We start from the raw sequence: 26,578 nt of genomic DNA, 5'->3' as shown, positions 1-26,578 counted from the left end.
ATTCCCGCGCATGGCTCTGCGGCGCTGCCGATCGCTATGACAGATCCGTCAGGAATCTCGTGGCCCACCGCTTCAATCCTCGAAGCCTGTCTCCTGGTCTCGCTCTTCTGCATGCTGCCCTTTCCACTTATCGCCTGGTACAGGCTCGCTCAATTGCGGCGATAAAGCCGCTCTGCCCAATTGAAGCGTATGAAAAAGTAGCTTCGGCGCCCGCAACCCGCTACCATAAAAGGTTGAAGGAGCATCATGCCGTCCATTGAAAGCAACCAGCTCCTCGCCGCTGCAGCCGCAGCCTGCGAAGACAAGAAGGCCGAAGACATTCGCATTCTCGCACTCGACCCCACAGAGAGCGGTCTTACCGACTACTTCCTCATCTGCAACGGCACCAACGAGCGCCAGAACGTCGCCATCACCGACGAGATCGAGATCCGTCTCAAGCGCGACTTTGGCACCTACCCGAACTCCGTCGAAGGCCGACGCAACGGCGAATGGATCCTTATGGACTACGTCGACTTCATCGTCCACGTCTTCTCCGCCGAGAAGCGCGCCTTCTACGGCCTCGAACGCCTCCGCAAAACCGCAACCACCCTCAGCATCGACGACCTGAACGCCGAGATCAAATCAGCCATAGCCGCCACCCGCAGTAAGTCTTCAGCAGCTAAGACAATTTCAGCTGATGCACCAGCTAAGAAAACGACTGTACCCACCGCAGCCACTCCTGTCGCGCCAAAGTCAAAGAAAGCGGCGGCTAAGAAGATGGCTGTGAAAGCACCTGTAAAGTCTTCAGCCAAGAAAAATCCTACGAAGGCAGCGAAGAAGATCTCAAAAAAATAGTTGTCACCGCGCTTGCCGTTGTCGATCAGGCTTCCTGATTTACCAACTACAAACAGGAAAAGGCCAGATACCTATGAAGGTATCTGGCCTTTTCTTTTTTCTAGCTTTTGTTAGAAAGCGACCTTAGCCCAGAGAACCATCGTGCGGCCTGCATCTTCCTGTGCGTTCAATCGGTTGAAGTAGTTACCTGTCCCGATATCAAGCACGTTCGTATCCAGAGGTCCGATGTTGTTGTGGTTGCCGATGTTCTGAACTTCGCCACGCAGGATCAACTGACCACGCTCCAAGTGCAGGTACGAGAGGCCAATGCCCTTCTCGAGCGCCAGATCATGGAACTGCAGACCAGGGTTAGAGTAGCTGTTGCGGCCAATCTCCTGGCGCAGGTACTGATTGCCAGGACCGTACGGAACGAGCCAGCGAACAGCCGATGTGGAGACTGGCGTTAGCGCTCCAGTCGAATTGTTGGCCGCCAGATCGTAATACACACCGTTGGTTCCGCCGATGAAATGGCCATCGATGCCAGCCGACTGTGCCGGTGCAGCGAGATTACCGTTGATAGGACGATCATTCGCTGTGCTGCCGTCGCCATTGATGTCAAGGCCGTTGACAGCGAAGGTGCTGTACGGTCCAGACTGAAAGCGCTCAATGCCGGACAGGGTCCAATGCCGCGTGAGTGCGCCAAGCGCAGCGTTAGTGATCGCATTCTCTGCATGCAGACCGGCAGGAGACCAGACATACGAAATGACAGCATAATGACGATGGTCATACGCTGAATTTCCATAGTCCTGACCGCGGCCACCGGGTGCCAGGTTTGCTGTGTACGAAGTCGGCGAGCTGAAGGTCGTGAAGATCTCCGAGCCATCATCAAGCGTCTTCGAGTAGGTGTAGGTTCCGCGAATCTGGAAACCATGTGAGAAGAGGTGAGAACCCTCAACCTCAAGACTGTTGTAGTTGGAGTCCGCAAAGTTGCCGCGAGCAACAACTGCTCCGTATGCAGGATTCAAGCGTGCACCGGTTGCACCGGAGAAGTAGTTGTACTGCTGGTTCGCAAATAGCTTGTGTGCGGACGTACCGACATACCGAACGGCTAAGAACAGATTGCCTGGCAGTTGACGCTCAATGCCCAGGTTGTATTGGTAGGTCACCGGGTTGACCATGTTGTTGACGACGCTTGTGACGGAGGAGTTCAGTTTCAACTGCGGAGCAATTGTCGGGACGAGTGAGGTTGCATTTGCAAGACCTGCTCCAGTCGTCTGGACCAGGGTCCCTGCGACTGCGTTCGGCGAGCTTTGTGCCGCGTTGATCACAAAGTTGCTGAAGTCACTGTCATAGAAGATACCGAAGCCGCCACGAATAACCGACTTACCATCTCCGATGAAGCTGCCGTTGTGCGGTGAGTATGCAAATCCGAAGCGAGGCGAGATGTTATTCGTATCGTTCTTGATCTTGAAGACCTGTGCTGTAGGCGCACCCGATACGAGGGTAATGATGCCGAGCGGATTCGCTGGGTCAAGGCCAGGGAACTGAAGCGAGTTCTCAGGATTGGTCAGATAGTCAAACCGAACACCAAGATTGACGGTCAGGTCCGAGGTCAGCTTGATATCGTCCTGTGCGAACACACCCGAGCGCCACCCGTGTGGATCGACCCGAGTGTTGCCGAATGTCTTCGTCGCCGTGCCTGAAGGTCCAAGCTGGTTCTGGAGGAAGTTGCCGAGAGCAGTAACGTAACTTACTCCAGCTGCGTTGGTTCCACCTTTGACAAAACTGAGCGTTCCTTTTGCATTCTGTGAGACGAGGTCCTTCTCAAGTTGGCGACCGATGTCGAAACCGATGCGAAAGGATTGAATGCCTTTCGTGATTCCCACGGTATCTTGGAGCTGATAGAGGTCCTCACCGCGGCCTTGTGGAAAGTTCTGATTCGGTCCGAGGTCTGAGGTCCCCGCAGCATTGATGATTCCGGGAATGCTGATTGACTGAAGAGCGAAAAGAGGATTGGCAGAGGTCTCTGCTGTTGGACCGAACTGAAAGTTGATCCTTGTTTCAGAAACACGAAACTCATTCAGAAAGTTCGGCGTGAAGATGTGTGTCCAAGTTCCTTCACCGAGTTCGCCAGGGCCACCTTGGAGCGTGTCGAAACCCACAAGAGCAGAACCATTGTTGCCGAAGTCAGGGCTCAACGAGCTCCGATCGTGGAGGTAGCGGAAGGAGAAACTATCCTTATCCCATGGCTTATAGTCGATCCGGTAGGTCCACTGGGTGTCGGGGTTGCTGGTCGCTTGACTAGGCCGCTGAAAGAAATTCTCTGTGATGATGCAGCCAGTCGTAGGGCAGCCATTCTGTGGCCCTACGTTGGTGTTCACAAGAGTACGGCCCTGCACGTTGACGTAAGAAGCGAGGTAGTTTCCATTGCTAAGGTAAGAGTCCAGCAGGGCGACCTGCGGGCCGCCAATCTTCTGGAGCTGCGCATAGCCATTTGCATCAGGCAATTCAAGAACGGACGGCGTCTCGCTGCCATAGAAGCGTGACAATTCTAGGCCACCGAAAGCAAACAGCTTGTCCTTGATGACTGGTCCACCAGCGGTAAAGCCATAGACATGATTGTCGAAGCGGGCCTTCACGGCGCCGGTTCCACGCTCCTGGCCGCCGAGTGCATTCAGGCCTGAACCTGTGTAGCGCTCGTATGCTTCGCCATGAAATTGGTTCGTTCCGGACTTGGTCACCAGGTTGACGACACCACCACCCGCGCGGCCAAATTCGGCCGAAGCCGAATTCGTGAGGACGGCAACCGACTCGTACATATCAGGAATAGAAGGCTGGAAAGCCTGGCCACCGATGGATACGTCGTTGATCTCTTGCCCATCAAGTAGGAAGTTGTTTGCGCGAGGACGTGCGCCGTTTACCTGGATGTTGATGCCGTTGCTGAAACCGCTCTGGTCAACAATCTGCACTCCCGGAACGGTCGTCGTCAACTCGTAGGGGCTTAGCGAAAAGATCGGCAGCTTCGTGATGTCGGTCGTGTTGATGATGCCGGTCAACTGGCCGTTTTCCGTATTAATTGCTTGCGAGTCGGCCGTGATGTTTACCGTGTCATTCGCAGAGCCGACAGAAAGCTTGATGTCGTAAGTTGTAACCAGGGAGGGCTGAACAATGACCTTCTTGGCTGAAAAGCCCTGGAACCCGGCCTGCTGAACTGTAACCGTGTAGCTCTCAGGATCGAGAGCTTCAAAACGGTAGCTGCCGTCTGGCTTCGTGGAGATGCTGCGGATTGCCTTGTCAGCATCCCCCGTAATCGTTACGTTTGCATTGGGGATGACCGCTCCAGACGAGTCTCTGGCAACACCAACGAGAATACCCTTACTGGTCTGCGAGGCTGCGATGCTGGCAAACACAGTGGAAGTGACAAAAGCAGCAACTAAACCTCTGAAGCGCATAAGCAACCTACTCCTGGACAAAAACTGAATGAGACAAACCTCCCTCAAGGGAGGCAAACTAGGTGGCAGGTGTCTCTCCACTAAAACGAAGAGAGGGATAAGGGCATTACCTAGGTATATGCACGTAGCGTGCCAATTTGGGAAAGGTGAAATCAGGCGAAAATTCAGACCTGTTGAGTAGGCAAACCGCCATTTATATGAAAATTGGAATAAAATTTAACGTATTTTCTATGACAATTCAAGCTAGATGAAGATTTCGCTGACTGCCATTCTCCCGCGTCGCTCACGCACGAAGACGGAACCAACCGACCGCCTGCTGACGGACTATCAGGAACGATGCGGTCGCTACCTGCCGACAGAGTCCGTCGTCTACGACACTGAAGCCGCATTTCTCGATTCGCTGGACAAGCAGCCTGGCCGAACCGCAGCTACCGTCATCCTGCTTGATAGCCGGGGCCAGCAGCTCTCTTCTGAGGAGTTCGCCACTCGTCTTGGCAGCTTCCGCGACTCCGGGACTCAGCGCGTCATCCTCGCTGTCGGCCCTGCAGATGGCTGGTCGAGCGAAGCCCGTACGCGCGCAAGCCTGCTGCTCTCGTTCGGCCGCATCACGCTCCCGCACCAGCTCGCTCGTGTGATCGCGGCAGAGCAGCTCTACCGCGCCCTCACCATCCTCGCCGGACACCCCTACCACTCCGGTCATTAGCCGCGAATTCGGCATTCGAGCTTGGGACGGTGTCCCTTGCAGGGTAAGCCTGATAAGTCTGCAAGGGATCGTAGGCCGCTCTACTTACTAAAGGAATAATTAACCGTAATTGTCGTCTCCACATCGGTAGGATTGCCGTTCAGGAGGTATGGCTTATACGTCCACTGTCGTACGGCATCAAGCGCAGAGGCCCGCAGCTTCTCCGGTCCTGAGACCACCTCAAGATGCTCCACCACGCCCTCTTTGCTGATGATTGCCTGCAGAACCACTGCACCAGAGATCTTGGCGTCCTTTGCATCCTGGGGGTAGACCGGCGTAACGCGGCTCAGAACATTCCCCGCCATCACACCACCCGATACGCGTCTTGGTTCGTCGGCAGCAGCAGCTTTCCCGCCTCCGCTCGCGACCACGGGAACACCAACATTCTCCCGGAGCGCCAGCGCGGATGCACAGGTAGCCAGTCCAACCGTGACACACACGGCGGCCATCACAAGCCGTCGTACACCCTTTATCTCCACACGCCTTTGAGTCAGATTCATGATTCTCCTCTCGAATATGTTGGCATCGAAGATTCCGATGGCGTGAAGTGTTCTGGCTGGCGTTCGATCCGCAAGCATCGCCGCCAGCCGCAGCAGCGACCGTGCATACCGCTCCCTTCCTGCAACAGCCTCTGCGGCCAGGGCGTCGCACACCATCTCCCGGCTCTCGGCAACCCGCGACCGTGTCCACCACAGCATGGGATGGTACGAGGCAGGCAGCGTCAGCACCCCGTACGCCACGTTCTTCGCGAAGTCGCGCCGCCGCATATGAGCAAACTCATGCGCGACGACAGCCTCAAGGTCGCCCCCAGCCACCTGGTCGAGAAACGCGGGGGGCACCAGCAAGACTCTCCGGAGAATCCCGACCGTCACCGGTCCCGAGATTATGGAAGACGTCCTGATCACCGCGTCCGCCACTCCGAATCGGTCGCGGCATCGGTCCAGTGCCTGCTCCGAGTCTCGCAACAGTTCGATTGGCTCGGCTCTCTGCTGCATCAGGCTCGTCTGCCACAGACCCCACGCCATGCGGCCCGCAAAGTAAGCGAGGCTACAGATATAGGCCCCCAGGAAGATCGCGATCACCGGCGCTGGCACCCTGAGCAAAACATGCCTCAAGGTCGCGTCAGTCCCGGAGGCGGTAAACGCTCCGACTCCGTCCCCTGCCGCCCGATGACGCCACACGATCGAGCCGAGCTGACGGGTCAGCTGCCCAATGCGCAGATTACAGGCCGGCAGAATCACCTCGAGCAACATCGCGCCGACCCATACCCGGTGCTCCACCCTGGGCTGCGGAGCCAGTCGACGGATCAGCCACGCCGCCAACGCGCCAGCAGCAAACAGCAGGGGCACCTCCCAGATCGAGTTCAATAAATAGCCAAGCACCCAGTTCCAGAGGGGAGTCATTCGCCGCCGCCTTCCTCGTCCATCCGCTTGCTCAACTTCGCAATCAGCTTCGCGTCGATCTGCTTGCTCTTGATCAGGCTCATAACGAGCTCTTCGTTCGACCCACCGAACATCCGGTCCACCAGGTCGCGCACCGCGTGGCTCAACGCCTTCGCCTCAGTGACGGTTGCGCTGTACTCAAACGCCCGCCCCCGTAGCGAGCGCGTCAACTTGCCCTTACGCGCCAGAATGTTCAACATTGTCTGAACAGTTGTGTAGGCAAGCTGCTGCTCAAGCCCCTCCTGCACCGCACTGACACTGCTTGTTCCCATCCGCCAGATCACCTGCATAATCTGCAGCTCCAGCTTCGTCAGCGTCTCTTTTTCCTGATCACCCATGAGCGTGTCTCCTAACTGATTAGGACACTACGCCAGTCTTCAGAAATCTGTCAACTAAGTTCTTAGGAGCTCTCTCATTCGAGTGAGTCCCGGACTCTTAGTTCGTAGCGGGAGGCAGAACCAGGTTCAGCGGAATCGCCGAGGACTGCACGCTATACCCAGGGCCATTAGGATGATTATTATCGCCCGAGTTGATGTTCGGAATGAGGAAGCTGGGATTCGCCGGGTCTGTCAGAACCTTTGCAAAGTCCGCAATCCCCACCACTCCTGGTAGATTTACCGCTGTCGAACGAATCCACGTATTCACAAGCATGCGTTGTGTCTCGCCCGGATTGATTGGTCCCGGCGTCGCTCCGCCCGCATAGGGTGCAGCCGTCGAAGGGGAGGGTCCGAAGTTCGCCGCTGCGGAGTTCTGACAGAAGGTCGATGGTGGCAATGTTCCGACAATGACTCGAATATTTTGCGCCGCGGCCGCGCTGATGATCTGCATCAGCGAAGCTTCGACCTCAGGAGCCGACTTGCAGTCGGACGACTTAATATCGACAGCACCAATGTAGGTGATCATTGTCGTAATTCCAGGTTGGGAGAAGACATCGCGCGCTTCACGGTCAATACCATCCGCGACACCTTTGGCCGGCGTAGCTCCGCTATTTGGACCTGCCGGATCTGCGGATACGCCAGCGTTCGAGACGCCCATGTTGTACCCCGCCGACACTAGCTGACGAGCCAGCCAATCTGAAGGCCGGTCACTATCTTGACCCGCAACTGGGGCGTTCAGCACCGGATAAGAATTCGCGTTGCCGTAGTTCGACGCATGCCCATCGATCGAAGAACTGCCAAACAGAACAACCGTTCCTTGATAAGGACCGTAAACATCCACCTCGCTGAGGAGGAACCACTCTGCGGTAGTCTGCGTGAAAGCCGCGCCCGAGGCATCACCCGTCACATTTCCGGAGTTGGACGGAGAGACATAGCTCGTTTGAAACTCAGCATTGTGGTGCGTCAACGGGCCATAGGTTCCGGTCAGGTACATGGAGACTGCGAGCTTCTGTCCGAAGAGATACGTCACATTTACGGGATCGGAGACGACCGCTCCGCCGGGCGGGATTGTGACGCTTGCCGCTCCCGCGAAGGTCAGGGCTGAGTCGTGCGCTGTATCAATTGCCGCTGTATCGTTTGTGCTGACCGCCAGTCGCGCCGCACCGATCGTAAGGGGAGTTGTCCCAAAGAAGTTCGAAAAGTGAACCCTCTCCTGGGTGCCGGCAACAGTTGGCGAAAAGAGCCATCGATAACTTTGTTCCGAGCCTCCCTGGTTCGTCGTTGAAGACAGGTTGTTCTCAGGAGATGCCCCCCATGAGACCACCCACTTCGGTGTAGCCTTCACCGTGGTTACCGGCACGACAACAGAGTTGCTGTAGCTCGTACATCCAGTCAGCAGTGCAAACCCGATCAGAATCGTAAGGCAGTACGAACGCTTCAGGCAGGACGAATCAACGGCGAGGGTGGGCATTCACCTATTGACGGCAAGTTCCGTCGAAAGTTGCGGGTCAGTTCACGATTTCGTCGTGACAGTTTTTCCGTTATGGGAGTGGAATAAACAAATGGGTTGGAATTGCGCCCGCAGCCGCTTGATATCCGGCACCATTCGGATGGTAGTTATCGCCAGAGTTATAGAGGGGTAGCATGAAATCCTGTCTTGCCGGATCGGCGAGCGCCTTATCGATATCCGCGATCCCCGCCACACCAGCAAGCCCCGCGCCTGTCGAGCGAATCCACTGGTTGAAGGCAATCCGCTGCTGCTCTGATCCGTTGACGGAACCTGTCTCGCCACCGGCGTACGGATCGGCAGGGGTTGGTATCAGCCCATAGTAAGGCTGTGCCGGATTGGTGCAGAAGGCGGAAGGGGGAAGCGTTGCCAGGAATAGTGGCAGCTTCGCCGCCCCTGCAGCCGTAATCAGGTTCTGAGTAGCTGCTTCGATCGCGTTGGCCGATGTGCAGTCCGAGGACCGCAGATCGATCGCCCCAAAGTAGCTGACGACAGCAATTACGTTGGACTGCGCAACCACATCGCGGCTGAAGCGCCGGACCCCGGAGGGTAGAGGATTGGTATTCGTGCTGCTTGGGTCCGTAATCATGTTGCCGGGTATTCCCTCGTTCAATACGCCGATCTGGTAGCCATTGGCGTTCAGTGCCTTGGCGAGCCAATCCGAAATGCGACTGGTGTGCTGTCCGACCACAGGCGCGTTCTGCGCCGGGTAGGACTGGGTGTGACCGTAGTTTGAGTGGAAGCCATCCGTCGTCGAGCTCCCGAACAGGACCACTGTTCCCTGGTACGGACCGTAGACATCCATGCCGCTCAGCAACAGCCAGTCCGCCTGGCTCTCCGTAAATGCCGCTCCCGTAACGTCGGTGGTTGCGTCTCCAGCGCTTGAAGCATTTTGATAGTTCTGATTAAACAGGGCATTGTGCCGGCTTAACGATGGAAACGTTCCACGTAGATACATCGAGACTGCCAGCGTCTGCCCATAGCTGTACGTGAGATTGACCGTATCGGAGACAACCGTCTGACCCGGCTGAATCGTTACGCTCGTGGAACCTCCATTGAAGGTCAGCTTTACATCGTTCGCGGCGTCAATCGATGGTGAACCGTCTTTGCCAATGGAAAGCCGACCGGCTCCAATAGTCACGGGCGCAGTTCCATAGAAATTTGAAAACTTCAGCCTCTCCTTGGTTCCGCCGACTGTTGGATAGATCAGAAAACGGTAGGTCTGTTCGGAGCCACCCGTGTCCGTCAAATTGGTCGGAGCCACTCCCCAGGCACCCACCCACTTCGGGCTCGTCGGCACCGATGTGGCGGTCACTAATTGAGAGCTGGTACCAACGTTTCCGCCGCAACCAGCCAGGACACACAAAACCAGACAGACAAGAAGCCCTCGACAGGCTCCGAAAACACAAGAATAGGGCTGCATATAGCTATTCTGACGCATCTCCAAAGTAAATGGATTGTTTTTAAACGACGCAGAATAAGATTGTTACCGACCTTTCACAGTCTGAAGAACGCATCTGCCTTGTCGGAAACGCGCTCTGCCATTCCCAACAACAACCACAATCTATACTCTGGTTCTGCCCCTCGGAGATCCCTCCCCATGAGCACCACGCGCCGCCGCTTCCTCCAGACCTCTACGCTGACCGCCACCTCGCTGGCGCTTTCAGGAAAACGCTTACTCTCGCAGACCGCCACCCAGGTCGACGCCCACATCGAGATCCTTCCCTCCGAACCCATCGCCACCATCGCTCCCGAGATCTACTCTCACTTCATTGAGCAGCTCGGCGGCGTGATCTACGACGGTGTCTGGGTAGGCGAGAAGTCGAAGATCGCCAACGTCAACGGCATCCGCAAAGCCTTCATCGACGCCATGAAGGCCGTCCAGGCCCCCGTCCTTCGATGGCCCGGCGGCTGCTTTGCCGAATCCTACGACTGGCGCGACGGCATCGGACCCGCCTCAAAGCGCCCGCAGCGCGCCGCCTTCTGGGATCAGGAAGACACCAACCGCTACGGCACCCACGAATTTATGGAGACCTGCCGCGCCATCGGCTGTGCGCCCTATCTCGCCGGCGACCTCCGCGCCCTGCCCGCAAAAGACTTTTATCAGTGGATCGAGTACTGCAACTCCGCTCCCGGAATCGGCAACGCTCTCGCGAACGAGCGCGCTGCGAACGGGGACAAGGAGCCGTACAACGTCCAGTTCTGGGGCGTCGGCAACGAAAGCTGGGGCTGCGGTGGCAACCAGACCCCCGAGGAGTATGGCGAAGCCTGGCGGCGCTTCACCACCTGGTACCCCCGCCAGGGCGACCAGCCCGCCGCCGGAGCCGAGCCCAGCGCCCGCCCCGAACTGAAGCTCATCGCCTGCGGCCCCAACGGCGACGACATCGCCTGGACCCGCGGCGTCATGAAGTCCATCACCGCCGACCACCTCCCCTACGGCCTCTCCGTCCACTACTACACCTCCGGCGACGCCATCCACTTTGCCCACGGCGACGCCCTCCAGTTCGACGATGCCACCCACTACGATCTCCTCACCCGCGGCAGCTATATGGAGAACGTCATCAACCACCACTGGGAGGCTCTCGGCGAGGTCGACACCCGCCACAAGGTCAAGCTCGTCGTAGATGAGTGGGGCGCCTGGTACGGCAAGTCCACCGAGATCGGCCCCAACTACAATCTCTCGCAGCAATCCACCATGCGCGACGCTCTCCTCACCGGCATCACGCTCGATATCTTCCAGCGCCATGCCGACAAGATGGCCATGGCCAACGTCGCCCAGTCCATCAACTGCATCCACTCCCTCATGCTCGCCCGCGAGGACAAGTTCACCGTCACCCCCACCTTCCACGTCTTCCAGATGTATATGCCGCATCGCGGAGCGAAGGCTCTCCGGGTCGAGTTCGCCGCGCCCTCCATCACCAATACTCTCGCCACCCTCTCGCCCGTAGGCGGTAACAGCACCGTAGGCTCTACCGCCCCCATCACCCGCCTCGCCGGTCTTAGCGGCTCCGCTTCGATGAACGGTAAAACCGTCACCCTTTCCGTCGTCAATCCTCACCTCGACCGCCCCATGACCACCGAAATCAATCTCGGCGGCATGACTATTGCCAACGTCAAGGCAACCGTTCTGGTCTCCGCCAACATCCACGACCATAACGTCTTCGACCATCCCAACGCCGTTCACCCCGTCCCCGCCACCACTGGAGCCCCGACGCAGGGCCGCCTCGTGCACACCTTCCCCGCGGCCAGCGTCACCACTCTTCAACTCACCCTCGCATAATCCCTGCCGAATCCACCTGAAGGTATCCGTCGTTAACCAGGTGAGGCGAAGTTAGGGAAATATTCGATCTAGCCTCAGTGGCTTGCTGCATGCGGATGACAGCAAGCCACTTTTTACCTTCCATGGCACGCGTTGCCCCCTCCCGCCCTCCGCCCGATTACAATGGTCCAGTACGTCGGGAAGGGCACACCAAGCATGACCTGGTTCAAGCGCGAAGATCACGCGATCATCAATGACGCCGAGAAGACCGTCCGCACCGAAGGCCTCTGGACGAAATGCGGAGCCTGCGGACAGCCCATCTTCAAGGCTGACCTCACCGCCAACCTCCAGGTCTGTCCCAAGTGCGGCTACCACTTCCGCTTCGACGCCCGCAGCCGCATCGATAATCTCCTCGAGCCCGGCTACGAACTCGTCGATCTCGGACTTCTCTCCACCGACCCCCTCAAGTTCACAGACCTCAAACCCTACAAGCGCCGCCTCGAAGAAGCCCGAAAGAAGACCGGCCTCAACGACGCCATCATCAATGCCACCGGCCTCCTCGGTCCTCATCCCGTAGTCCTCAGCGTGATGGAGTACGCCTTCATCGGCGGCAGCATGGGTGCCGTCGTGGGCGAAACCATCGCCCGCGCCATCGACCGCTCGCTCGCCACGCGCCACCCGCTCATCATCGTCGCCGCCTCCGGTGGAGCCCGCATGATGGAGGGCATCGCGTCGCTCATGCAGCTCGCCAAGATCTCCTCCGGACTGGCTCGACTCGACGATGCAAAGGTTCCCTACATCTCCGTCATGACCGACCCCACCACCGGCGGCGTCACCGCCAGCTTCGCCATGCTGGGTGACCTCAACATCGCCGAACCCGGTGCCCTGATCGGCTTTGCAGGCCCCCGCGTCATCGAGCAGACGATCCGCCAGAAGCTCCCCGAGGGCTTCCAGCGCAGCGAATTCCTCCTCGCCCACGGCTTTCTCGACGCCATCGTCCTTCGCAAAGATATGAAGTCCTATCTTGCCCAGAGCCTCACCTGGATGACCGACCAGCCAACCCCCTAAGCCTCTTCTACTGCGCCTTCAGCACCCGCCGCGACCCAATCTCAGGCGCGCGCGTCGGGTCAGAGGGTACCGTGTTCGGGTCAGTTCGCAGCTTCGGATCAGCGATCGGAAATGAGATCCCCGAAGAGCGCACGAATGCTGATTGCTTCGCCAATGAAACCAGGATGTCGATCCTTCCGGGCTCACTGCTTACCGGACGCGGGAAATCGATAATGTATCGACCGCGAAGCATGCCCACGAACCCCTTGAGCACCTCCGGAAGCTCGCTGGCCGAACTCCGCATCGTCAGCCCACCGCTAAGTTCGCTCACAGCCGCAAGAGTTTCACGCGCCTCCTTCACTAAGTTGCGGTTGCCGTCTGAGGGAGCGAGCCCAAAGATGGTTACGCCCTGGCTCGTCGCATAGATCCTCAGGTCCGGCCATTCCATCGGGCTTCCGCCATCGCCTCCCTTGCTGACAGCCAGGATGACGCGCCGACCAGGCAGCGTCGAAAGCTCCTTCACGAGATACGCCATGGAGTTCCAGAGATGCGCGTAATGCTCACAATCGCCCGGACTCCGTGGCGCCTCAATCGCACGGATGGGTTTTTCCCCTTTGTGCGCCGCAGCATCCTCCACTGCATGCCTGAGCCAATCTCCCTCGGCGCTTCGACTCCTCGCATACCGCACCAGTCCACAGTTAATTCCGTAGACTGCAACCGTATCCTGTGGCCGCAAAGACGTCGGCACCAGCGAATCAATCGCATCCGCAAGGCCCGGCAACAGCTCGTTATCCCCTTCATGTGTGTCGACCAGGATGGCCACCGTAAGTGGATCGTCTCCCTCCAGGCGCACATGAGATGGCGCAAACGGCCGGCCAGAGTTCAGGCTGACCACAATCTTGCGAGGATCGAATGACCGCATCGGCTTCCGCTGCGGTGTAAGCACCAGCACCGGAATCTGCACGAGATCCACATACGCATGTAGCGTCATCAAGCCATCATTCGTTGTGCCGCTCGCCACTTCACTCTGCCCAAAGCCCAGACCAACCTCCATCAGGAGGAGCAGGGCAAATACGATGCAGCCCCGGCACAACGTCGCAAGGACCATCATTGCGACTTCAACACCCGCCGCGACCCAACCTCAGGCGCGCGCGTCGGGTCCGAGGGAACAGTCGTCGGATCGGCCAGCAGTTTGTCATCCGCAAGCGGAAATGAAACTCCGGATGCGCGAATAAACACCTGAGACTCGCCCAGCGTCACCTGTACCCCGACCGTCCCCGCCGGACTACGTTTCGGTCGAGGAAAGTCGAGGATGTATCGCTCCCGAAGCATCCGCACGAACTCCCGCAACTTGCGCTGAAGATCGTAATCCGTGCTCCAAAGGCGCAGCCCCCCGCTGAACTCGCAAACCATCGCCATATGGTCGTCCGTTTCCAGAAAGCGTAACGGCTGCTGCTCATTCGTCGCGAGGCTGAAGACAGCAACACTACCCCGCGTCGCAAGATCCTTCAGCGCCTGCCACGGGACCGAGCTACCCCCATCCTGCCCGTCGCTCACCGCGAGCAGCACCCGCCGCCCCGGCGATGTCGAAAGCTCCCGCACCGTGTACGCCATCGCGCTCCACAGATGAGGAGGAGCCTTGCAGGCCTTCGCATCCTGCCTCGCATCGGCCGCAAGAGGCTGGTGAACCAGCAGCATCTTGATCGCCTCTTCGATCTGCTTTCGCTCAACCGGAAGGTGAATCGAGTGGCGAATCCCCCCACAATCCAGCACGTACACCACGACCTTATCCTGCGGTCCAAGCGACTCCGTCACCATCGAGGCGACACCTCGTGCCATCTCCAACAGCAGCCGATTACGCCGCTGATCGCTATCGATCAGGATGGCCATCTCGATCGGATCGTCTCCCTCAAGCCGCACATGGGTCGGCCGAAACGGCGGCCCCGAGTTCAGCGTCATCCGAAACCGCGTCATATCGACCGTCGGCAGCCGTCCCCGCTGGGAATCAAGCACCAGCACCGGCATCTGGACCAGGTCCGCATACGCATGGAGCGTCATCGTCGGCTCGTCCTGCGCGAACGCCGCACCCGCCAGCAGAACGCAAGCGCCGCACCGTAGCATCGCCCGCACAATCGAGACACGGAACCCCATCTGCAACCCCATCGAACCTCAAGCAGTCGCATCCATCCTAATCGCGAACGTCCCCTTTCGCTCCTGCTCGTTGTTCAGCACCACCCATGCGAATCAGCGTCAGCCGCTCGAATCGCTGCAGAGCCTTTTCCACCGCTGCCACTAAACTCGAAGAGTGCAAGCCGCCATCCCCTCACGCACGGCTCTCCGCGTAGCCCTCCGCCGCGCCGCGCATCAGCGCTACGACGCCAAGCCCCTCGTCCTCGACGACCCCATCGCCATCCCGATCCTCGGCCCCGAATACCTCTCCGAGCTTCACAAATCAGCCACCAAGCTCAACAAGCCGTTCTCCCTCGGCATGCGAGCGCATCTCGTCGCCCGCAGCCGCTACGCCGAAGACCAGCTCGCCCGCGCAGTAGTCGAGAACAACGTCCAGCAGTATGTCCTCCTCGGCGCAGGCCTCGACACCTTCGCCCATCGCAGCCCCCACCCCAACCTGCACGTCTTCGAGGTCGATCATCCCGCGACCCAGCAGTGGAAGCGCGACCTCCTCGCCACTACAACGCTGCCCCATCCTGCCGCGCTCACCTACGTCCCGGTAGACTTCGAGGTCGATACGCTACCTCAGCAGTTACAAATAGCAGGCCACAATCCAGCGCTCCCGACAGTCTTTGCGATGCTCGGCGTCGTCCCGTATCTCACCCGTGAAGCCTTCCGCGCCACCATAGCCTTTATCGCCGCCCAGCCTGCCAACTCAGGCCTCATCTTCGACTACAGCCAGCCCCGCTCTGCTCTCCCCTTCCTGGAGCAGCTCGCGCACGACTCTCTCGCCGCCCGCGTCATCCTCGCCGGTGAGCCCTTCCAGCTCTTCTTCACGCCCCGCGAAGCCGCCGCTGAACTAGCCGCCTTCTATGACCTGGAAGACCTCGGCGCTCCCGAAATCAATGCCCTCTACTTCGATACCCGCCCCGACAAACTCCGCCTCGTCGGGACCGCCGGCCGCCTCCTCTCCGCCTGGCTATGAGTGGCGCATACAAAGCTTCGCATTATCGCCACGCACGGAGTAGAATCGTCCGACCCACGGGCCCCCAACCAAATCTCAAATAAGTTCATGGAGTGATCTTATGTCTGGTGGCAAGAACAAGCTGTTTATGGCAGATCCAATCGCTTTTATGAAGAAATACGCCTGCTTTCCAGCAGACTTGCTCGAGGGCCAGCAAGGTCGGCCCGAGAAGCAGATTCCCATGCAGATAAACGGCAACGATAAGCTCTATCCAATTAACAAGATGGAGGATGCTTACAAAATCACCTATCTGGACTTTGCCAAACGTCCACGCGGCTCGAGCTTTAACGCTGGATTCGCTGCCGTCGCCGACGAATCCATCTCTGTAGGGGGCTCATACACGCCAACACCAGGCCGCGTGAAAGCCTACTTTCTCCCTTGGTATGACAGCGGCATCATTAAACTCGACATACCGGCGCTTGGCTTTTCCGCTGCTCACGATGACGTGAAATACTTCTTCACCGCAGGCATCACCGGTTGCTCCATCTTCGTCCGCGGAACTCCCCAGCAGCCCATCGTCTACCATGCAGGAGGCCAGACCGGCACCGGTAACGATAATGTTGCAGGCGCGAAATTCTGGAGGGATATGGTTCAAACGCACGAGGGCGGTGCATTTTTCGAGGTCAATAAGACTGACTATTGTTCAGGAGTCGGCCTGGGCCAGTTGAGAACGACTGAATCCGACGCCTACGAGGCGTGGCTGAAAGCTAACGGCCCACAGGATCTCAACGTTCAGATGACTTCACCCTTCGGCTGCGTCATGGGAATCCGTGGCGACAATGGTCATTGGGCGTTCTACCTGCAGCAGAACGCTACCGTGATCTACACCAAGATCAAGAAGCAAACCTTTTCGAACAAAACCGTCACAACTACCCGCGGTGTCGCCCGCCCCATGATCTTCAACAGATTTTTCCCTCAGGGCCCTGCGAACGTAGTGTTTAACCCGGCCATCGTCCGAAGCATTTAGAGGAACACTCGTCCAGCCAGGTGAGTGGCCATCATTCGACCCCTCTACCTGACCGCCGGGCGGTAATCACAATAAACTACTTCTCAACGGCTCCCGGGTAAATCCCCGCAATCGGAGCTGTAGCCTTCTTCTCGTTCTCAGGATGCGGGAACGGCTTGCGCGGCATCATCGCCTCGCGCTCGCTCGTGTTGTAGAGGAAGATTGCCTCGACAATCGCCGCCTGCTCAAGGTCCGCCGCATGCAGCCGGTCGACAGTGTCCATATCCGAGTGGTGCGTCCGCGTCTCATAGTCCATCGGGTCCTGGATGTACTGGAAGCCCGGCAGCCCGACCGCGTCATACGCCAGGTGATCCGTTCCACCCGTATTCCGGTAGCTGATCGTCGTCACTCCAAGGTCCGCGAGCGGCGCAATCCACTGCTTGAAGATCGGTCCGATGGCGAAGTTCTCCTGCGTGTACACGCCGCGCACCTTGCCCGTACCGTTGTCGAGATTGTAGTAGGCGTCCAGCGTCTCCCACTCCTTCGTCGTCGTCAGCTTGCCGCGCTCCCGCAGGAAGGCCGGGGTCGCCGCGTCCGCATGCTCCGGCTCCGCAAACGTGCCGAAGTGCTTCTTCACATAGCCCAGTGATCCAAACAGGCCCTGCTCCTCGCCCGACCACAACGCAATCCGGATCGTACGCTTCGGCTTCAAGCCAAGCGCCTTCAGGATGCGCACCGACTCCATTGCCACAATCGAACCAGCACCGTTATCCGTCGCGCCCGTACCCGAGATCCAGCTATCGAGGTGTCCGCCGACCATTACCACCTGGTCCTTCAGCTTCGGATCGTTCCCCGGAATCTCGGCCACCGTATCGAATCCATGCTCATGGTCGCTCGTGAACTTCGTATCGATGTTCACCTCGAGCGTCACCGGCACATGGTTCTCGATCAGCCGTCCAAGCCGGTTGTAGTGCTCGATCATCATTACCGCATTCGGCACCGTGACCGCGTTTTCCCGCGTCTGCGCGTTCCGCATCAGGTTCGCACCGTTGTCGTCGTAGATGATGCCGGTCCCGCCGCCATCCCCACCATCGCGCGAAGGCGTAATGATCGCTGCGACGTTCTCGCCCATGATCATCTTTACCAGCGCCGTCCGCTGCGCCTGCTGCCGCGCACGATCAGCCCGCACCTGCTCAGCCGACTGCCCCGGAGGCAGCGCACCCCGACCCTGGCCGTTCGGGTAGGTCGTCATCTCCGCAAGCTCAGCGTCCGTGTAGCGGTGGAACAACGGCTCCGTAATATCCGGCGTAGGGCGCATCGCACCAAGCATCACGATCTTCCCCGCCAGCGTTCCCTTCAGCTTGTCTGCATCGGCAGTCGCTGGGTTGATGTAGACAACCTCGCCCGACACAGGACCCTTCGTAGCCGGAGACCACGGCGCAGCCTGCAGCCAGAGTGGCTCCGGATCAGGCGAAACCATCCGCGCCCAGGTGTTGATCTGCTGCCAGCCCATCCCGAACTCGCCCCAGTCCTCAAGGTGCGCATTCTCAAGCCCGATCGTCGTCAGCGTATCCCGCGTCCACGCATTCGCCTTCGCCATGTTCGGCGATCCCGTAAGCCGTGGCCCGATCCCATCGTTCAGTGCGCCCGCAAACTGCATCACGTGCGAGTGCTTGAAGCCCTCCTCACGAATCCGCGCATACATCGTCAGGTCGACATTCTCTGTCGCCGGCTGCGGCCCGTAGTACGACGGCACCACCTCCGCATCTTTCTTCGGAGTCTTATCCGCAGCAAAGGCAGAAACAACAAAACTGGCAACAACTGCCGTCAACGAGCAGCAGCGAACAAACGAACGGACGAATGACATGCGAGGAACTCCTCCAGAAAACTTTGTACTGAGACGTGAAGATTATCAGGATTCCAGAAAGACGAGTCCGCAACCCAATTAGTTTCGGCGCAATCCCCGGGGATGATGGTTGAAGTCGAACCGATACACAACCCCCAACGTCCCGGACTTCGCATACACATCGCCCGAGACCGTCACCGGCGTCACATACCGCTCCACCTGCACATCCGCCTTCACAGCGAAGTGCGGCGTCAGATCGAAGTCCAGCCCACCACCCAGCGCCGGCACGCTCGATACCGTCCGCGAGTAGGTGACCGCCCCCGTCGGGTCTTCAAAGCCGTGCGGATAGTCGATCGCGCCACGCCCGAACAGGACATCCCCATACGGCCGAAGCCGCCCAAACGCTCGCTCGATCTTGCCGCCCGCCAGCACGTTCCGCTGGCTGTCCACACCGTCGTCATGGATGGGGTAAGTCCCACGTACTTCGACTGAAGGCCGCAGCCCAAAGAAGGGTCGAAAGCCCAGATCAGCGCCTGCGGTGATCCCCACGTTCCTTCCACTTTCCAGTCCCGTGTACGTTCCATTGATCCCGCCGAACGCCGAAAGCCGTAACGTCTGCGTCGCCGTTGACCGCGCCTGTCCTGCCGCACCCATCGAACCAGGCAGCAGCAAGCCTGCCAACATCCCACAACAACACAAACGAACCCTCACGTACACTCCAAGCCCGGACATACTCTCTCCATCGGCACCGTCCGGGGGAGTCTTCATACTAAACCGGCACCATGACAGACCTTTCACAAACAGGAATGGGGACCGCACCCACGGTCCCCATCATTCACCACTGCAGCAGCTATATTTAGCGCGCGCCGCCCGATGCCAGCAACAGCTCACCCGTAATCCAGCCGGAATCATCCGAAGCCAGGAACACTGCAACCGGTGTAATGTCCGACACCTGGCCAACACGGCCCATCGGCGTCAATTCGATCAACTGCTGTTCGAACTCGCCACCAATCACGCCCGCCGTATGCGTTCCTTCCGTCACGACAAGTCCCGGGTTGATCGAGTTCACACGGATCTTCCGCGCTGCAAGCTCCTTCGACAACACGCGCGTGATGCCGTCAACCGCATGCTTGGTCGCTGTATACACCGTCGATTGCGGCGAGTTGATCGAGCTGATCGTCGAACCAATATTGATCACGCTGCCGCCATGACCGTTGAAGTACTTCGCTGCCTCCTGCGTCGCCTGGATCAGCCCCAGCACGTTCGTATCGAACTGCCGATGGAACTGCTCTGCCGTAATCGCCTCGAGCGGTGCAAACTCATACACGCCAGCGTTGTTCACCAGCACGTCCAGCTTGCCGTACGCCTTCTTCGTCTCCGCGAACAGCCGCGTTACATCCTCAGCCTTCGAAACCGATCCCTGCACCGCAATCGCCTTACCGCCCGCAGCCGTAATCTCCGCCACAACCTTGTCCGCTCCCTCGCGGCTCGACGAATAGTTCACCACAACCGAAGCACCCTCAGCGGCAAACGCCTTCGCAATCCCAGCGCCGATACCCTTCGAAGCTCCCGTAACCACTGCAACCTTACCTGTCAGCTTGCTCATCGCTCTACACTCCTCAGAATTTGTCTTCTACACTTCGACAACCATCGAATAGATGAGGTAAAAGAAACAGTCGATTCAGAATTCTGAGGCACCTTCTTTCAAGCCAAATCGCGCTTCAGCAAAGGTCACAGCTTCCCGGAGCGAACATGGCGAAGCCCGCGACACAGGAGCGATTCACGTCACGCTCCTGATCCCGGACCAGTTTCCAAAAGCCACCTTTGCCAATGTCGCCCAGACGCTCCTGGCAATAACGTACAGATCTACAGATCCTTAGCGCAGTTGGCCTGCGTACCGAGCCGATACGATATTGTGTTGGATGGATTCCATAATCTTCCCAGCCGGCATCCCCTGGGTCATCACCCCTTCGAAGAAATAGCCATTGGCCGAATTGCTGTTGTCGCCGCCGATGCCAAGGATGATGGCTCCCTCCTGCTGCATCGGTTGATAGCCCTTCGGCAGGGCAAGCGTACCGGTATTCGTCAGGGCCCCGGACTGGGCATTGCCTTGATAGATGACGTAGCTATGCTGCCCATCGCAGGCACCCATCACGGTAACAAAGGGAGTGTTCGCGGGAACTTTGAGGTGACCGTAGATCCCGTCCTCCATATCAACCCGGCGTCGGGCTGGCCTGTCTTCTCGCGATACATGATGTTGATGGCATCCATGTGGCCCTCTTTGTTGTCGAGGTCGTTCGTCTCGGCATTGCCGAAGTCGAAGCAGCATTTCTCGTTCAGGTGGAGAGCAGAGGTCACCATGTAGACGCCTTCGGGCTGGCCCTTCACTGCCGTTTGTTTTGGAGTGTCGTTGCGGTAGCCCATACCGGGCGTGATGGCTATCCCGTAGACCTTGTGCCCGGCAATCGTGGCCGGGAGCGAGTCAGCGACAGCAGGAATGTCGTAGCCGCCGGTGCCAGGCCCCTTGGCGGCCCCGCCAGGAGGTGCAGGGGTAAGGTCGTTGTGGTTCGGTGACTGGTCATAAAGCTTCGTAATCGTGCACGCAGTGCCAGCGCAGAACTTGTCCTGCATCGCGGCGTTCGCATAGCCATCAGCGAGCAGACCGATGTCGGCGTGACCCTTATCCGACTGTCGTGTGACCTGATAGAGCGGGCCCGCATAGCTGCTATAGAGCGTTCGTGTTGTGCTGATTGCGGCAACACAGGGCGTCGTAGACGCAAAGAGATCGCAGGGGCGGGGACCCTTCTGGGCAAACGCCGCGACAGCCGGGATCATTGCTAAAACGAAGAGAGAAACTGCAAGGTATAGGGTGTTGTGGAACGCTGTCCGCGACTTGAGTTGCATAGGATCTCCGCTGAGTGCCGTGTTGTACAGATTTCATACCCGTCAAAGGACGGTTACTAAAGACAATGAATTGTCGCACCGATACGAATGTGTCGTAAGGGGACTAGCATTCTCCCGAACCCGGCCAAGGGAAGTCCTCTTCCCTGCGTTACGTGTGATTTCGACCCCCGGCAGCGCATCCCCTAGAATGATCTCGATGACCACAACCACCTACGCCGCGGCAATCGACCACCTCTATAACCTCGGCCAGGAACTCGCCCCACCGGCCCCGAACGCCGACGGAACTATCCCCGAACGCCGCAAGTGGGACCTCGCCCACATGCGCACCCTCGTCCGTGCCCTGGGCGACCCCCAGCTCCAGTGGCCCTCCGTCCTCATCGCCGGAACCAACGGCAAAGGCTCCACCGCCGCCACCCTCGCGAGCATCCTCATCGCCGCAGGCTACCGGACCGGCCTCTACACCTCGCCCCACCTCGTCCGCGTCAACGAACGCCTCCAGCTCAACGGCCTTCAGATCGACGACGAAGACTTCGCCCGCCTCTACTTCCACGTAGACGACACCGCCACTAGCCTCGTGGCAGAAGGCTCACTCCCGCACCCCCCCAGCTTCTTCGAAGTCCTCACGGCCGTAGCCTTCACCTGGTTTGCCGAGCAGAAAGTCGACATCGCCGTCCTCGAAGTCGGCCTCGGCGGCCGCCTCGACGCGACCAACATCGTCGAACCCCTTATCTCCATCCTCACCGACATCGCGCTCGACCATCAGGACTATCTCGGCACCACCATCGCCGCCATTACCCGCGAAAAGGCCGGCATCCTCCGCCCCAACGGCACCCTCATCACCCTCCCCCAGCACCCCGAGGCCAATCAGGCCATCGGCGAAGCCGCCGCCACGCTTCACCTCCACGCCATCAACGCCGCCACCTACCTCCCTCAAACACCACCGAAAAACCCTGTCATCCTGAGCGAAGTCGAAGGACCTGCGGTTGCTTTTGCCTCTCTCAACCATCCACAAGGCCCGCTCACCCCAAACCATTACCCCTTGACCCTGAACAATGAACCCCTCGAAGTAGACTCACCCCTGCCCGGCCAGCACCAGCAGCGCAACATAGCCCTCGCCATAGCCGCAGCAGTCGAATTACGTAACCCAACAGGTAACAATCCATCAGCAACACGTAACCAAAACAGTTACAACATCACAAACGGCGCCATTGAAGCGGGAATTCGCAGCACCAACTGGCCCGGTCGCCTCGAGCTTTTACACTTCAACGAAGGCCCGGACCTCCTCCTCGACGTAGCCCACAACCCCGCAGGCGCGTGGACCCTCCGCGCCGCCATCGCCCAGCTACCCGAAGACAGACCCCGCACCCTCCTCTTCTCCTGCCTCCGCGACAAGAGCCTCGAAGAGATGTCCCGCATCCTCTTTCCTCTCTTCGACTCAAGTCTCGACGCCGACCCCGCTCGACGCCACGACCACATCGTCTTCGCCCCTATTTCCAATCCCCGCGCCGCCGCCGTAGACGATCTACTCGCCGCCGCCCACGCGCTCTCGATCCCTGCGCACGCTGCACCCCACATGGCTGGAGCCCTCGCCCAGGCCCGAGCCATCACCCCACCGAACGGCCTCATCCTCGCCACCGGCTCCGTGTACCTCATCGGCGAACTCCGCCACCTGGCCCTCAGCGTATGAGCAACGTGCAACCAGACGAGATCCTGAGTGCCTCGGACCCAAACATTCGGGCGGGGGACGAAGCACCACCTCCACCCAGCCATAACCGCGGCTTCGTACTCCGCTGGTTGACCTACCTGCTCTTTATCCCGCTGATGGCTGCATCAACCACCTTCTTTGGCTGCATTTCGCTCGTCTGTGGCCTCTGGGATAAATCAGGGCGTCAGCAGCACGCCATCGCAAGCATCTGGGGCAAATCACTTCTGGCGATCACCTTCTCGCCGGTGACCATGACGGGCAGCGAAAAACTTCGCAACCACCCGAAGGCCGTCTTCGCCTCAAACCACCTTAGTTACATGGACACGCCCGTACTTTTCGCGAAGCTCCCATTCCAGTTCCGCATCTTCGCGAAATCGGGGCTCTGGAAGATCCCGTTCATCGGCTGGTACCTCAATCGCTCCGGACAGGTCCCCATCGATCAGAAGAGCTCCCGTACCGCGATTGCCGGGCTCCTCAAGGGAGTCGCCACCATCAAGTCGGGCCTGCCACTCGTTCTTTTCCCTGAAGGCGGCCGTTCCGAGTTCGGAACGATCCAGGAGATGATGTCCGGCTGTGCCTTCATGGCCATCCGGGCGGGTGTACCCCTCATCCCGATCGCATTGATCGGCACCTACGAGCTTCTTCCCATCCATACCTACCACCTGTCCCCGCGCCCTCTGAAGTTGATCGTTGGCGACCCGCTAATCACTGAAGGCCTGACGACGCGCGATGCGGATGAGCTGACGGCTCGCCTGTACGAGGCAATTTCGACGCTTTATCGCGAGCACGCCTAGCAATGTTCCACGTGGAACATTCGTGACGCTCTATCATCAAGAGAGATGACACGCCCTCGCATCGCCATACCGATCCCGACCAGTAACGATTTCAGCTACAACCAGCAGTCATGGCCCGAGTACGCCGTCGCTGTAGAACGCGCAGGTGGTGAGCCTATCGAGATTCCACTCTCGTCCACCCCTGCGGAGACCGCCCGCCTTGTCAGCTCCTGTCAGGGCATCCTGCTTCCAGGTAGCCCCGCTGACGTAAATCCTCAGAAATACGGTCAGGAGGCCGACCCTGCGACGGCACCGACCGATCTTCCTCGGGAGAATGTAGACGAACTGCTGCTGCAGGAGGCCCACAACCTCTATAAGCCGCTTCTCTGTATCTGCTATGGAACCCAGATCCTGAACGTGTGGCGCGGCGGCACGCTGATCCAGGATGTGACGGTTCTCCCTGTAAACCATGCTGCCGGTCGCTCTGTGGCCATAGCGCACTCTGTCGCAGTAGCCCCGCAATCAATCCTCGGCTCGCTGACGCAACCTGTTGAGGCTCCAGAGGTCGATGATTTCCTCCGCTTGCCAATCAACTCCAGCCATCACCAGGCAATTGGGATTCCCGGCGACGGGCTTAAAGTGGCGGCTCGATGCCCGCAGGACGGCGTTATCGAGGCGGTGGAGGGTGGACAGTCGCCCGAGTTTGGCAAGGATCATTTTGTCCTTGGAGTGCAGTGGCACCCGGAACGCAGCTACGACACCAGCCCTGCGAGCGCCGCAATCTTCACTCGTTTCGTGGACGAGGCCAGAAAGTGGCTTCCGCGGACGATCAGCACCTCGGTCGCCTGAACAATGTTCCACGTGGAACATTCCGAATTCGAGGTCACCTGATGCCGACACTGACAAACTCCGCGATATCCAGTCTTCTTGCGCCATACCTCGGGAATCCGACTGATCTTCTGCTGGATCAGCTCTCGACCTACCTTGACCTGCTCCTGAAGTGGAACGCTCGTACCAATCTGACGGCGATCCGAAGCCCTGAGGAGATTGTGACGCGCCACTTTGGGGAGAGCCTGTTTGCCGGGCGCCATCTGCCGCAGGCTCGAACGTTACTGGACTTTGGAAGTGGTGCTGGCTTTCCTGGCCTTCCGATCCAGTTACTCCGTCCTGAGCTTCACGTTTTGCTTGCCGAGTCCCAAAACAAGAAGGCCACTTTCCTGCGCGAGGCTGTTCGTACACTGGGCCTGCAGACGGAAGTCTGGGCGGGACGCGTGGAGGCTTTGCCGGCAGAACGGCTTTTCGACGTGGTGACCCTCAGAGCGGTCGATGATATGGACGCTGCTTTGATCGCGGCGAGACCTCGCGTTCAAACTAATGGAATGCTGGCTATATTGACTGTCCGATCTGGTGTGGGGAATGAGATTCCGTTGCCGAACAGCGATTCTGCAGTTCTGCGATTGGTGAGTATGTAGAAGGAATGTTCCACGTGGAACATTCGCTTGTCTCGTTGTTGCCAGTGACGGCTGCAGGGGTTAGTCTCAAACCTCATGCTTCCTCAGATAGTGAACCAGCCCGATTCGTCCAAGATCCTCGCAATCGTCAACCAGAAGGGTGGAGTCGGGAAGACGACCACTGCAATCAACCTTGCGGCTTCACTCGCGCTCGAAGGAGTGAAGGTGCTGCTGATCGACTGCGATCCCCAGGCAAATACGACCGGGGGTATGGGTGTATCGCGAAAAGATCTCGAGACGGAAGGTAAGCCGACCATCTATGAGTTATTGATGGGTACATCGACGGCTGCGGAGGCGATGCTCGCGACCGAGATTGACGGGCTGAAGCTGATCCCTGGAAGCAAGAACCTGATTGGGGCAAATCTTGAGTTGGTCACCCAGGAACGGCGCGAATATAGGCTCAAAGACATTCTTGACCCGGTTCGGAAGGACTTTGCCTTCATTCTTCTGGATTGTCCGCCTGCATTGGATCTCTTGACTCTCAATTCATTAGTTGCTGCGGATGGGCTCCTCGTCCCGATGCAGGCAGAGTATTTTGCTCTTGAAGGTATTTCGGAGTTGATGAGCACGCTGGATCGCGTGGCGCAGACGTTCAATACAAAGCTGGCGCTTGAGGGCGTGGTGCTGACGATGTATGACGATCGGACGAACCTTTCGCAGCAGGTGACGGAGAACCTTGGAACGTTCTTCGGCGACAAGCTGTTCAAGACGGCGATTCCCCGGAACATTCGGTTAGCTGAGGCTCCAAGCCACGGAAAGCCGGTGGCGCTCTACGATCCGCGGTCGCGTGGCGCGGAGGCTTACCGCTTGCTGGCAGAAGAGTTGCTGACGCGGAACAAGATCGAGAGCCCTGAGGCGAAGAAGCGGGCTACGGCTGCTGAAGAAGAGGCGAAGAAGCCTAAGCAGAAGAAAGAGATGAAGTTCTGGCCTTATACGAAGTAATCTGTGGCGCAACACAAGAGGAAGCGGACCTCAGCGGCTAAAGCCGATTGCAAGATTTGAGCTTATGGCACGGCTGAAGCCGTGTCCTTAACGAGACGAGACCTGCTTAGAGGTCTTGG

Annotated in this window: 23 protein-coding genes; 11 read left to right on the top strand and 12 right to left on the bottom strand. The window is 58.7% G+C overall.

Annotated features, from left to right (window positions below):
* The first annotated feature begins 246 nt into the window (after nucleotides 1-246).
* Nucleotides 247-834, top strand: coding sequence for a ribosome silencing factor (gene rsfS, locus OHL20_RS08285; RefSeq protein ID WP_263382723.1), 588 nt, complete (start codon nucleotides 247-249; stop codon nucleotides 832-834).
* 110 nt (nucleotides 835-944) lie between these two features.
* Here the strand turns inward: rsfS and OHL20_RS08280 are convergent, their stop codons facing one another.
* Nucleotides 945-4,265 carry a TonB-dependent receptor gene (locus tag OHL20_RS08280; RefSeq protein WP_263382722.1) on the bottom strand — a complete coding sequence of 1,107 codons (3,321 nt, stop codon included), beginning with the start codon at nucleotides 4,263-4,265 and terminating at the stop codon, nucleotides 945-947.
* 247 nt (nucleotides 4,266-4,512) lie between these two features.
* Here OHL20_RS08280 and OHL20_RS08275 point away from each other — a divergent pair, with 247 nt between their 5' ends.
* Nucleotides 4,513-4,968, top strand: coding sequence for a 23S rRNA (pseudouridine(1915)-N(3))-methyltransferase RlmH (locus OHL20_RS08275; RefSeq protein ID WP_263382721.1), 456 nt, complete (start codon nucleotides 4,513-4,515; stop codon nucleotides 4,966-4,968).
* A gap of 80 nt (nucleotides 4,969-5,048) precedes the next feature.
* On the opposite strand, the gene OHL20_RS08270 is transcribed toward OHL20_RS08275, so the two are convergent.
* From OHL20_RS08270 to OHL20_RS08255, 4 genes are all read right to left on the bottom strand, one after another.
* The gene (locus OHL20_RS08270; RefSeq protein ID WP_263382720.1) at nucleotides 5,049-6,410 is read right to left on the bottom strand and encodes a M56 family metallopeptidase; all 1,362 of its coding nucleotides are present in this window, start codon (nucleotides 6,408-6,410) and stop codon (nucleotides 5,049-5,051) included.
* Entirely contained in the window at nucleotides 6,407-6,787 is a 381-nt protein-coding gene (locus OHL20_RS08265) for a BlaI/MecI/CopY family transcriptional regulator (protein WP_263382719.1), read from the bottom strand. Before OHL20_RS08265 ends, OHL20_RS08270 begins: the two co-directional genes overlap by 4 nt.
* A 97-nt stretch (nucleotides 6,788-6,884) precedes the next feature.
* Nucleotides 6,885-8,297, bottom strand: a complete 1,413-nt coding sequence (locus OHL20_RS08260; protein ID WP_263382718.1) for an SGNH/GDSL hydrolase family protein — start codon at nucleotides 8,295-8,297, stop codon at nucleotides 6,885-6,887.
* A gap of 70 nt (nucleotides 8,298-8,367) precedes the next feature.
* Entirely contained in the window at nucleotides 8,368-9,648 is a 1,281-nt protein-coding gene (locus tag OHL20_RS08255) for a GDSL-type esterase/lipase family protein (protein ID WP_263382717.1), read from the bottom strand.
* Nucleotides 9,649-9,933: 285 nt separating this feature from the next.
* Here OHL20_RS08255 and OHL20_RS08250 point away from each other — a divergent pair, with 285 nt between their 5' ends.
* A complete protein-coding gene (locus tag OHL20_RS08250) occupies nucleotides 9,934-11,613 on the top strand; it encodes an alpha-N-arabinofuranosidase (RefSeq protein ID WP_263382716.1) in 1,680 nt (559 codons plus the stop codon).
* 195 nt (nucleotides 11,614-11,808) lie between these two features.
* Complete coding sequence (accD, locus tag OHL20_RS08245) at nucleotides 11,809-12,660, top strand: acetyl-CoA carboxylase, carboxyltransferase subunit beta (RefSeq protein ID WP_263382715.1); 852 nt, start codon at nucleotides 11,809-11,811, stop codon at nucleotides 12,658-12,660.
* Between the two features lie 7 nt (nucleotides 12,661-12,667).
* On the opposite strand, the gene OHL20_RS08240 is transcribed toward accD, so the two are convergent.
* Together OHL20_RS08240 and OHL20_RS08235 are read right to left on the bottom strand one after the other, a co-directional pair.
* Nucleotides 12,668-13,750: a vWA domain-containing protein gene (locus OHL20_RS08240; protein WP_263382714.1), complete on the bottom strand. Its 1,083-nt coding sequence runs from the start codon at nucleotides 13,748-13,750 to the stop codon at nucleotides 12,668-12,670.
* Entirely contained in the window at nucleotides 13,747-14,802 is a 1,056-nt protein-coding gene (locus tag OHL20_RS08235; protein WP_263382713.1) for a vWA domain-containing protein, read from the bottom strand. The genes OHL20_RS08240 and OHL20_RS08235 overlap by 4 nt, the downstream gene beginning before the upstream one ends.
* 142 nt (nucleotides 14,803-14,944) lie before the next feature.
* Here OHL20_RS08235 and OHL20_RS08230 point away from each other — a divergent pair, with 142 nt between their 5' ends.
* Both OHL20_RS08230 and OHL20_RS08225 read left to right on the top strand, forming a co-directional pair.
* Nucleotides 14,945-15,793, top strand: coding sequence for a class I SAM-dependent methyltransferase (locus tag OHL20_RS08230; RefSeq protein ID WP_263382712.1), 849 nt, complete (start codon nucleotides 14,945-14,947; stop codon nucleotides 15,791-15,793).
* 100 nt (nucleotides 15,794-15,893) lie between these two features.
* The gene (locus OHL20_RS08225) at nucleotides 15,894-16,799 is read left to right on the top strand and encodes a hypothetical protein (RefSeq protein WP_263382711.1); all 906 of its coding nucleotides are present in this window, start codon (nucleotides 15,894-15,896) and stop codon (nucleotides 16,797-16,799) included.
* Nucleotides 16,800-16,875: 76 nt separating this feature from the next.
* On the opposite strand, the gene OHL20_RS08220 is transcribed toward OHL20_RS08225, so the two are convergent.
* The 5 genes from OHL20_RS08220 to OHL20_RS08200 all read right to left on the bottom strand — a co-directional run bounded on the left by OHL20_RS08220 (nucleotide 16,876) and on the right by OHL20_RS08200 (nucleotide 21,528).
* Nucleotides 16,876-18,645 (bottom strand): M20/M25/M40 family metallo-hydrolase, encoded by a 1,770-nt coding sequence (locus OHL20_RS08220; RefSeq protein ID WP_263382710.1) that lies wholly within the window; start codon nucleotides 18,643-18,645, stop codon nucleotides 16,876-16,878.
* A 78-nt stretch (nucleotides 18,646-18,723) separates the two neighbouring features.
* Nucleotides 18,724-19,356, bottom strand: coding sequence for an outer membrane protein (locus tag OHL20_RS08215; protein ID WP_263382709.1), 633 nt, complete (start codon nucleotides 19,354-19,356; stop codon nucleotides 18,724-18,726).
* A gap of 124 nt (nucleotides 19,357-19,480) precedes the next feature.
* The gene (locus OHL20_RS08210) at nucleotides 19,481-20,230 is read right to left on the bottom strand and encodes an SDR family NAD(P)-dependent oxidoreductase (protein ID WP_263382708.1); all 750 of its coding nucleotides are present in this window, start codon (nucleotides 20,228-20,230) and stop codon (nucleotides 19,481-19,483) included.
* 270 nt (nucleotides 20,231-20,500) lie between these two features.
* Nucleotides 20,501-20,836 (bottom strand): arabinofuranosidase catalytic domain-containing protein, encoded by a 336-nt coding sequence (locus tag OHL20_RS08205; protein WP_263382707.1) that lies wholly within the window; start codon nucleotides 20,834-20,836, stop codon nucleotides 20,501-20,503.
* On the bottom strand, nucleotides 20,776-21,528 hold the full coding sequence (locus OHL20_RS08200) for an arabinofuranosidase catalytic domain-containing protein (RefSeq protein WP_263382706.1): 753 nt from the start codon (nucleotides 21,526-21,528) through the stop codon (nucleotides 20,776-20,778). The genes OHL20_RS08205 and OHL20_RS08200 overlap by 61 nt, the downstream gene beginning before the upstream one ends.
* 196 nt (nucleotides 21,529-21,724) lie before the next feature.
* On the opposite strand from OHL20_RS08200, the gene OHL20_RS08195 reads away from it, so the two are divergent.
* From OHL20_RS08195 to OHL20_RS08175, 5 genes are all read left to right on the top strand, one after another.
* Nucleotides 21,725-23,215: a bifunctional folylpolyglutamate synthase/dihydrofolate synthase gene (locus tag OHL20_RS08195; RefSeq protein ID WP_263382705.1), complete on the top strand. Its 1,491-nt coding sequence runs from the start codon at nucleotides 21,725-21,727 to the stop codon at nucleotides 23,213-23,215.
* 5 nt (nucleotides 23,216-23,220) lie between these two features.
* The gene (locus OHL20_RS08190) at nucleotides 23,221-24,027 is read left to right on the top strand and encodes a lysophospholipid acyltransferase family protein (RefSeq protein ID WP_263382704.1); all 807 of its coding nucleotides are present in this window, start codon (nucleotides 23,221-23,223) and stop codon (nucleotides 24,025-24,027) included.
* A gap of 45 nt (nucleotides 24,028-24,072) precedes the next feature.
* Complete coding sequence (locus OHL20_RS08185) at nucleotides 24,073-24,855, top strand: gamma-glutamyl-gamma-aminobutyrate hydrolase family protein (RefSeq protein ID WP_263382703.1); 783 nt, start codon at nucleotides 24,073-24,075, stop codon at nucleotides 24,853-24,855.
* A gap of 41 nt (nucleotides 24,856-24,896) precedes the next feature.
* Nucleotides 24,897-25,478, top strand: coding sequence for a 16S rRNA (guanine(527)-N(7))-methyltransferase RsmG (gene rsmG, locus OHL20_RS08180; protein WP_263382702.1), 582 nt, complete (start codon nucleotides 24,897-24,899; stop codon nucleotides 25,476-25,478).
* A 75-nt stretch (nucleotides 25,479-25,553) separates the two neighbouring features.
* On the top strand, nucleotides 25,554-26,459 hold the full coding sequence (locus OHL20_RS08175; RefSeq protein ID WP_263382701.1) for a ParA family protein: 906 nt from the start codon (nucleotides 25,554-25,556) through the stop codon (nucleotides 26,457-26,459).
* The last annotated feature ends 119 nt before the right edge of the window (nucleotides 26,460-26,578 follow it).

It is taken from the genome of Granulicella arctica (genome assembly GCF_025685605.1).
In the GTDB taxonomy this organism is placed as follows: domain Bacteria; phylum Acidobacteriota; class Terriglobia; order Terriglobales; family Acidobacteriaceae; genus Edaphobacter; species Edaphobacter arcticus.
This window is presented reverse-complemented; position numbering and strand designations above follow the sequence as displayed.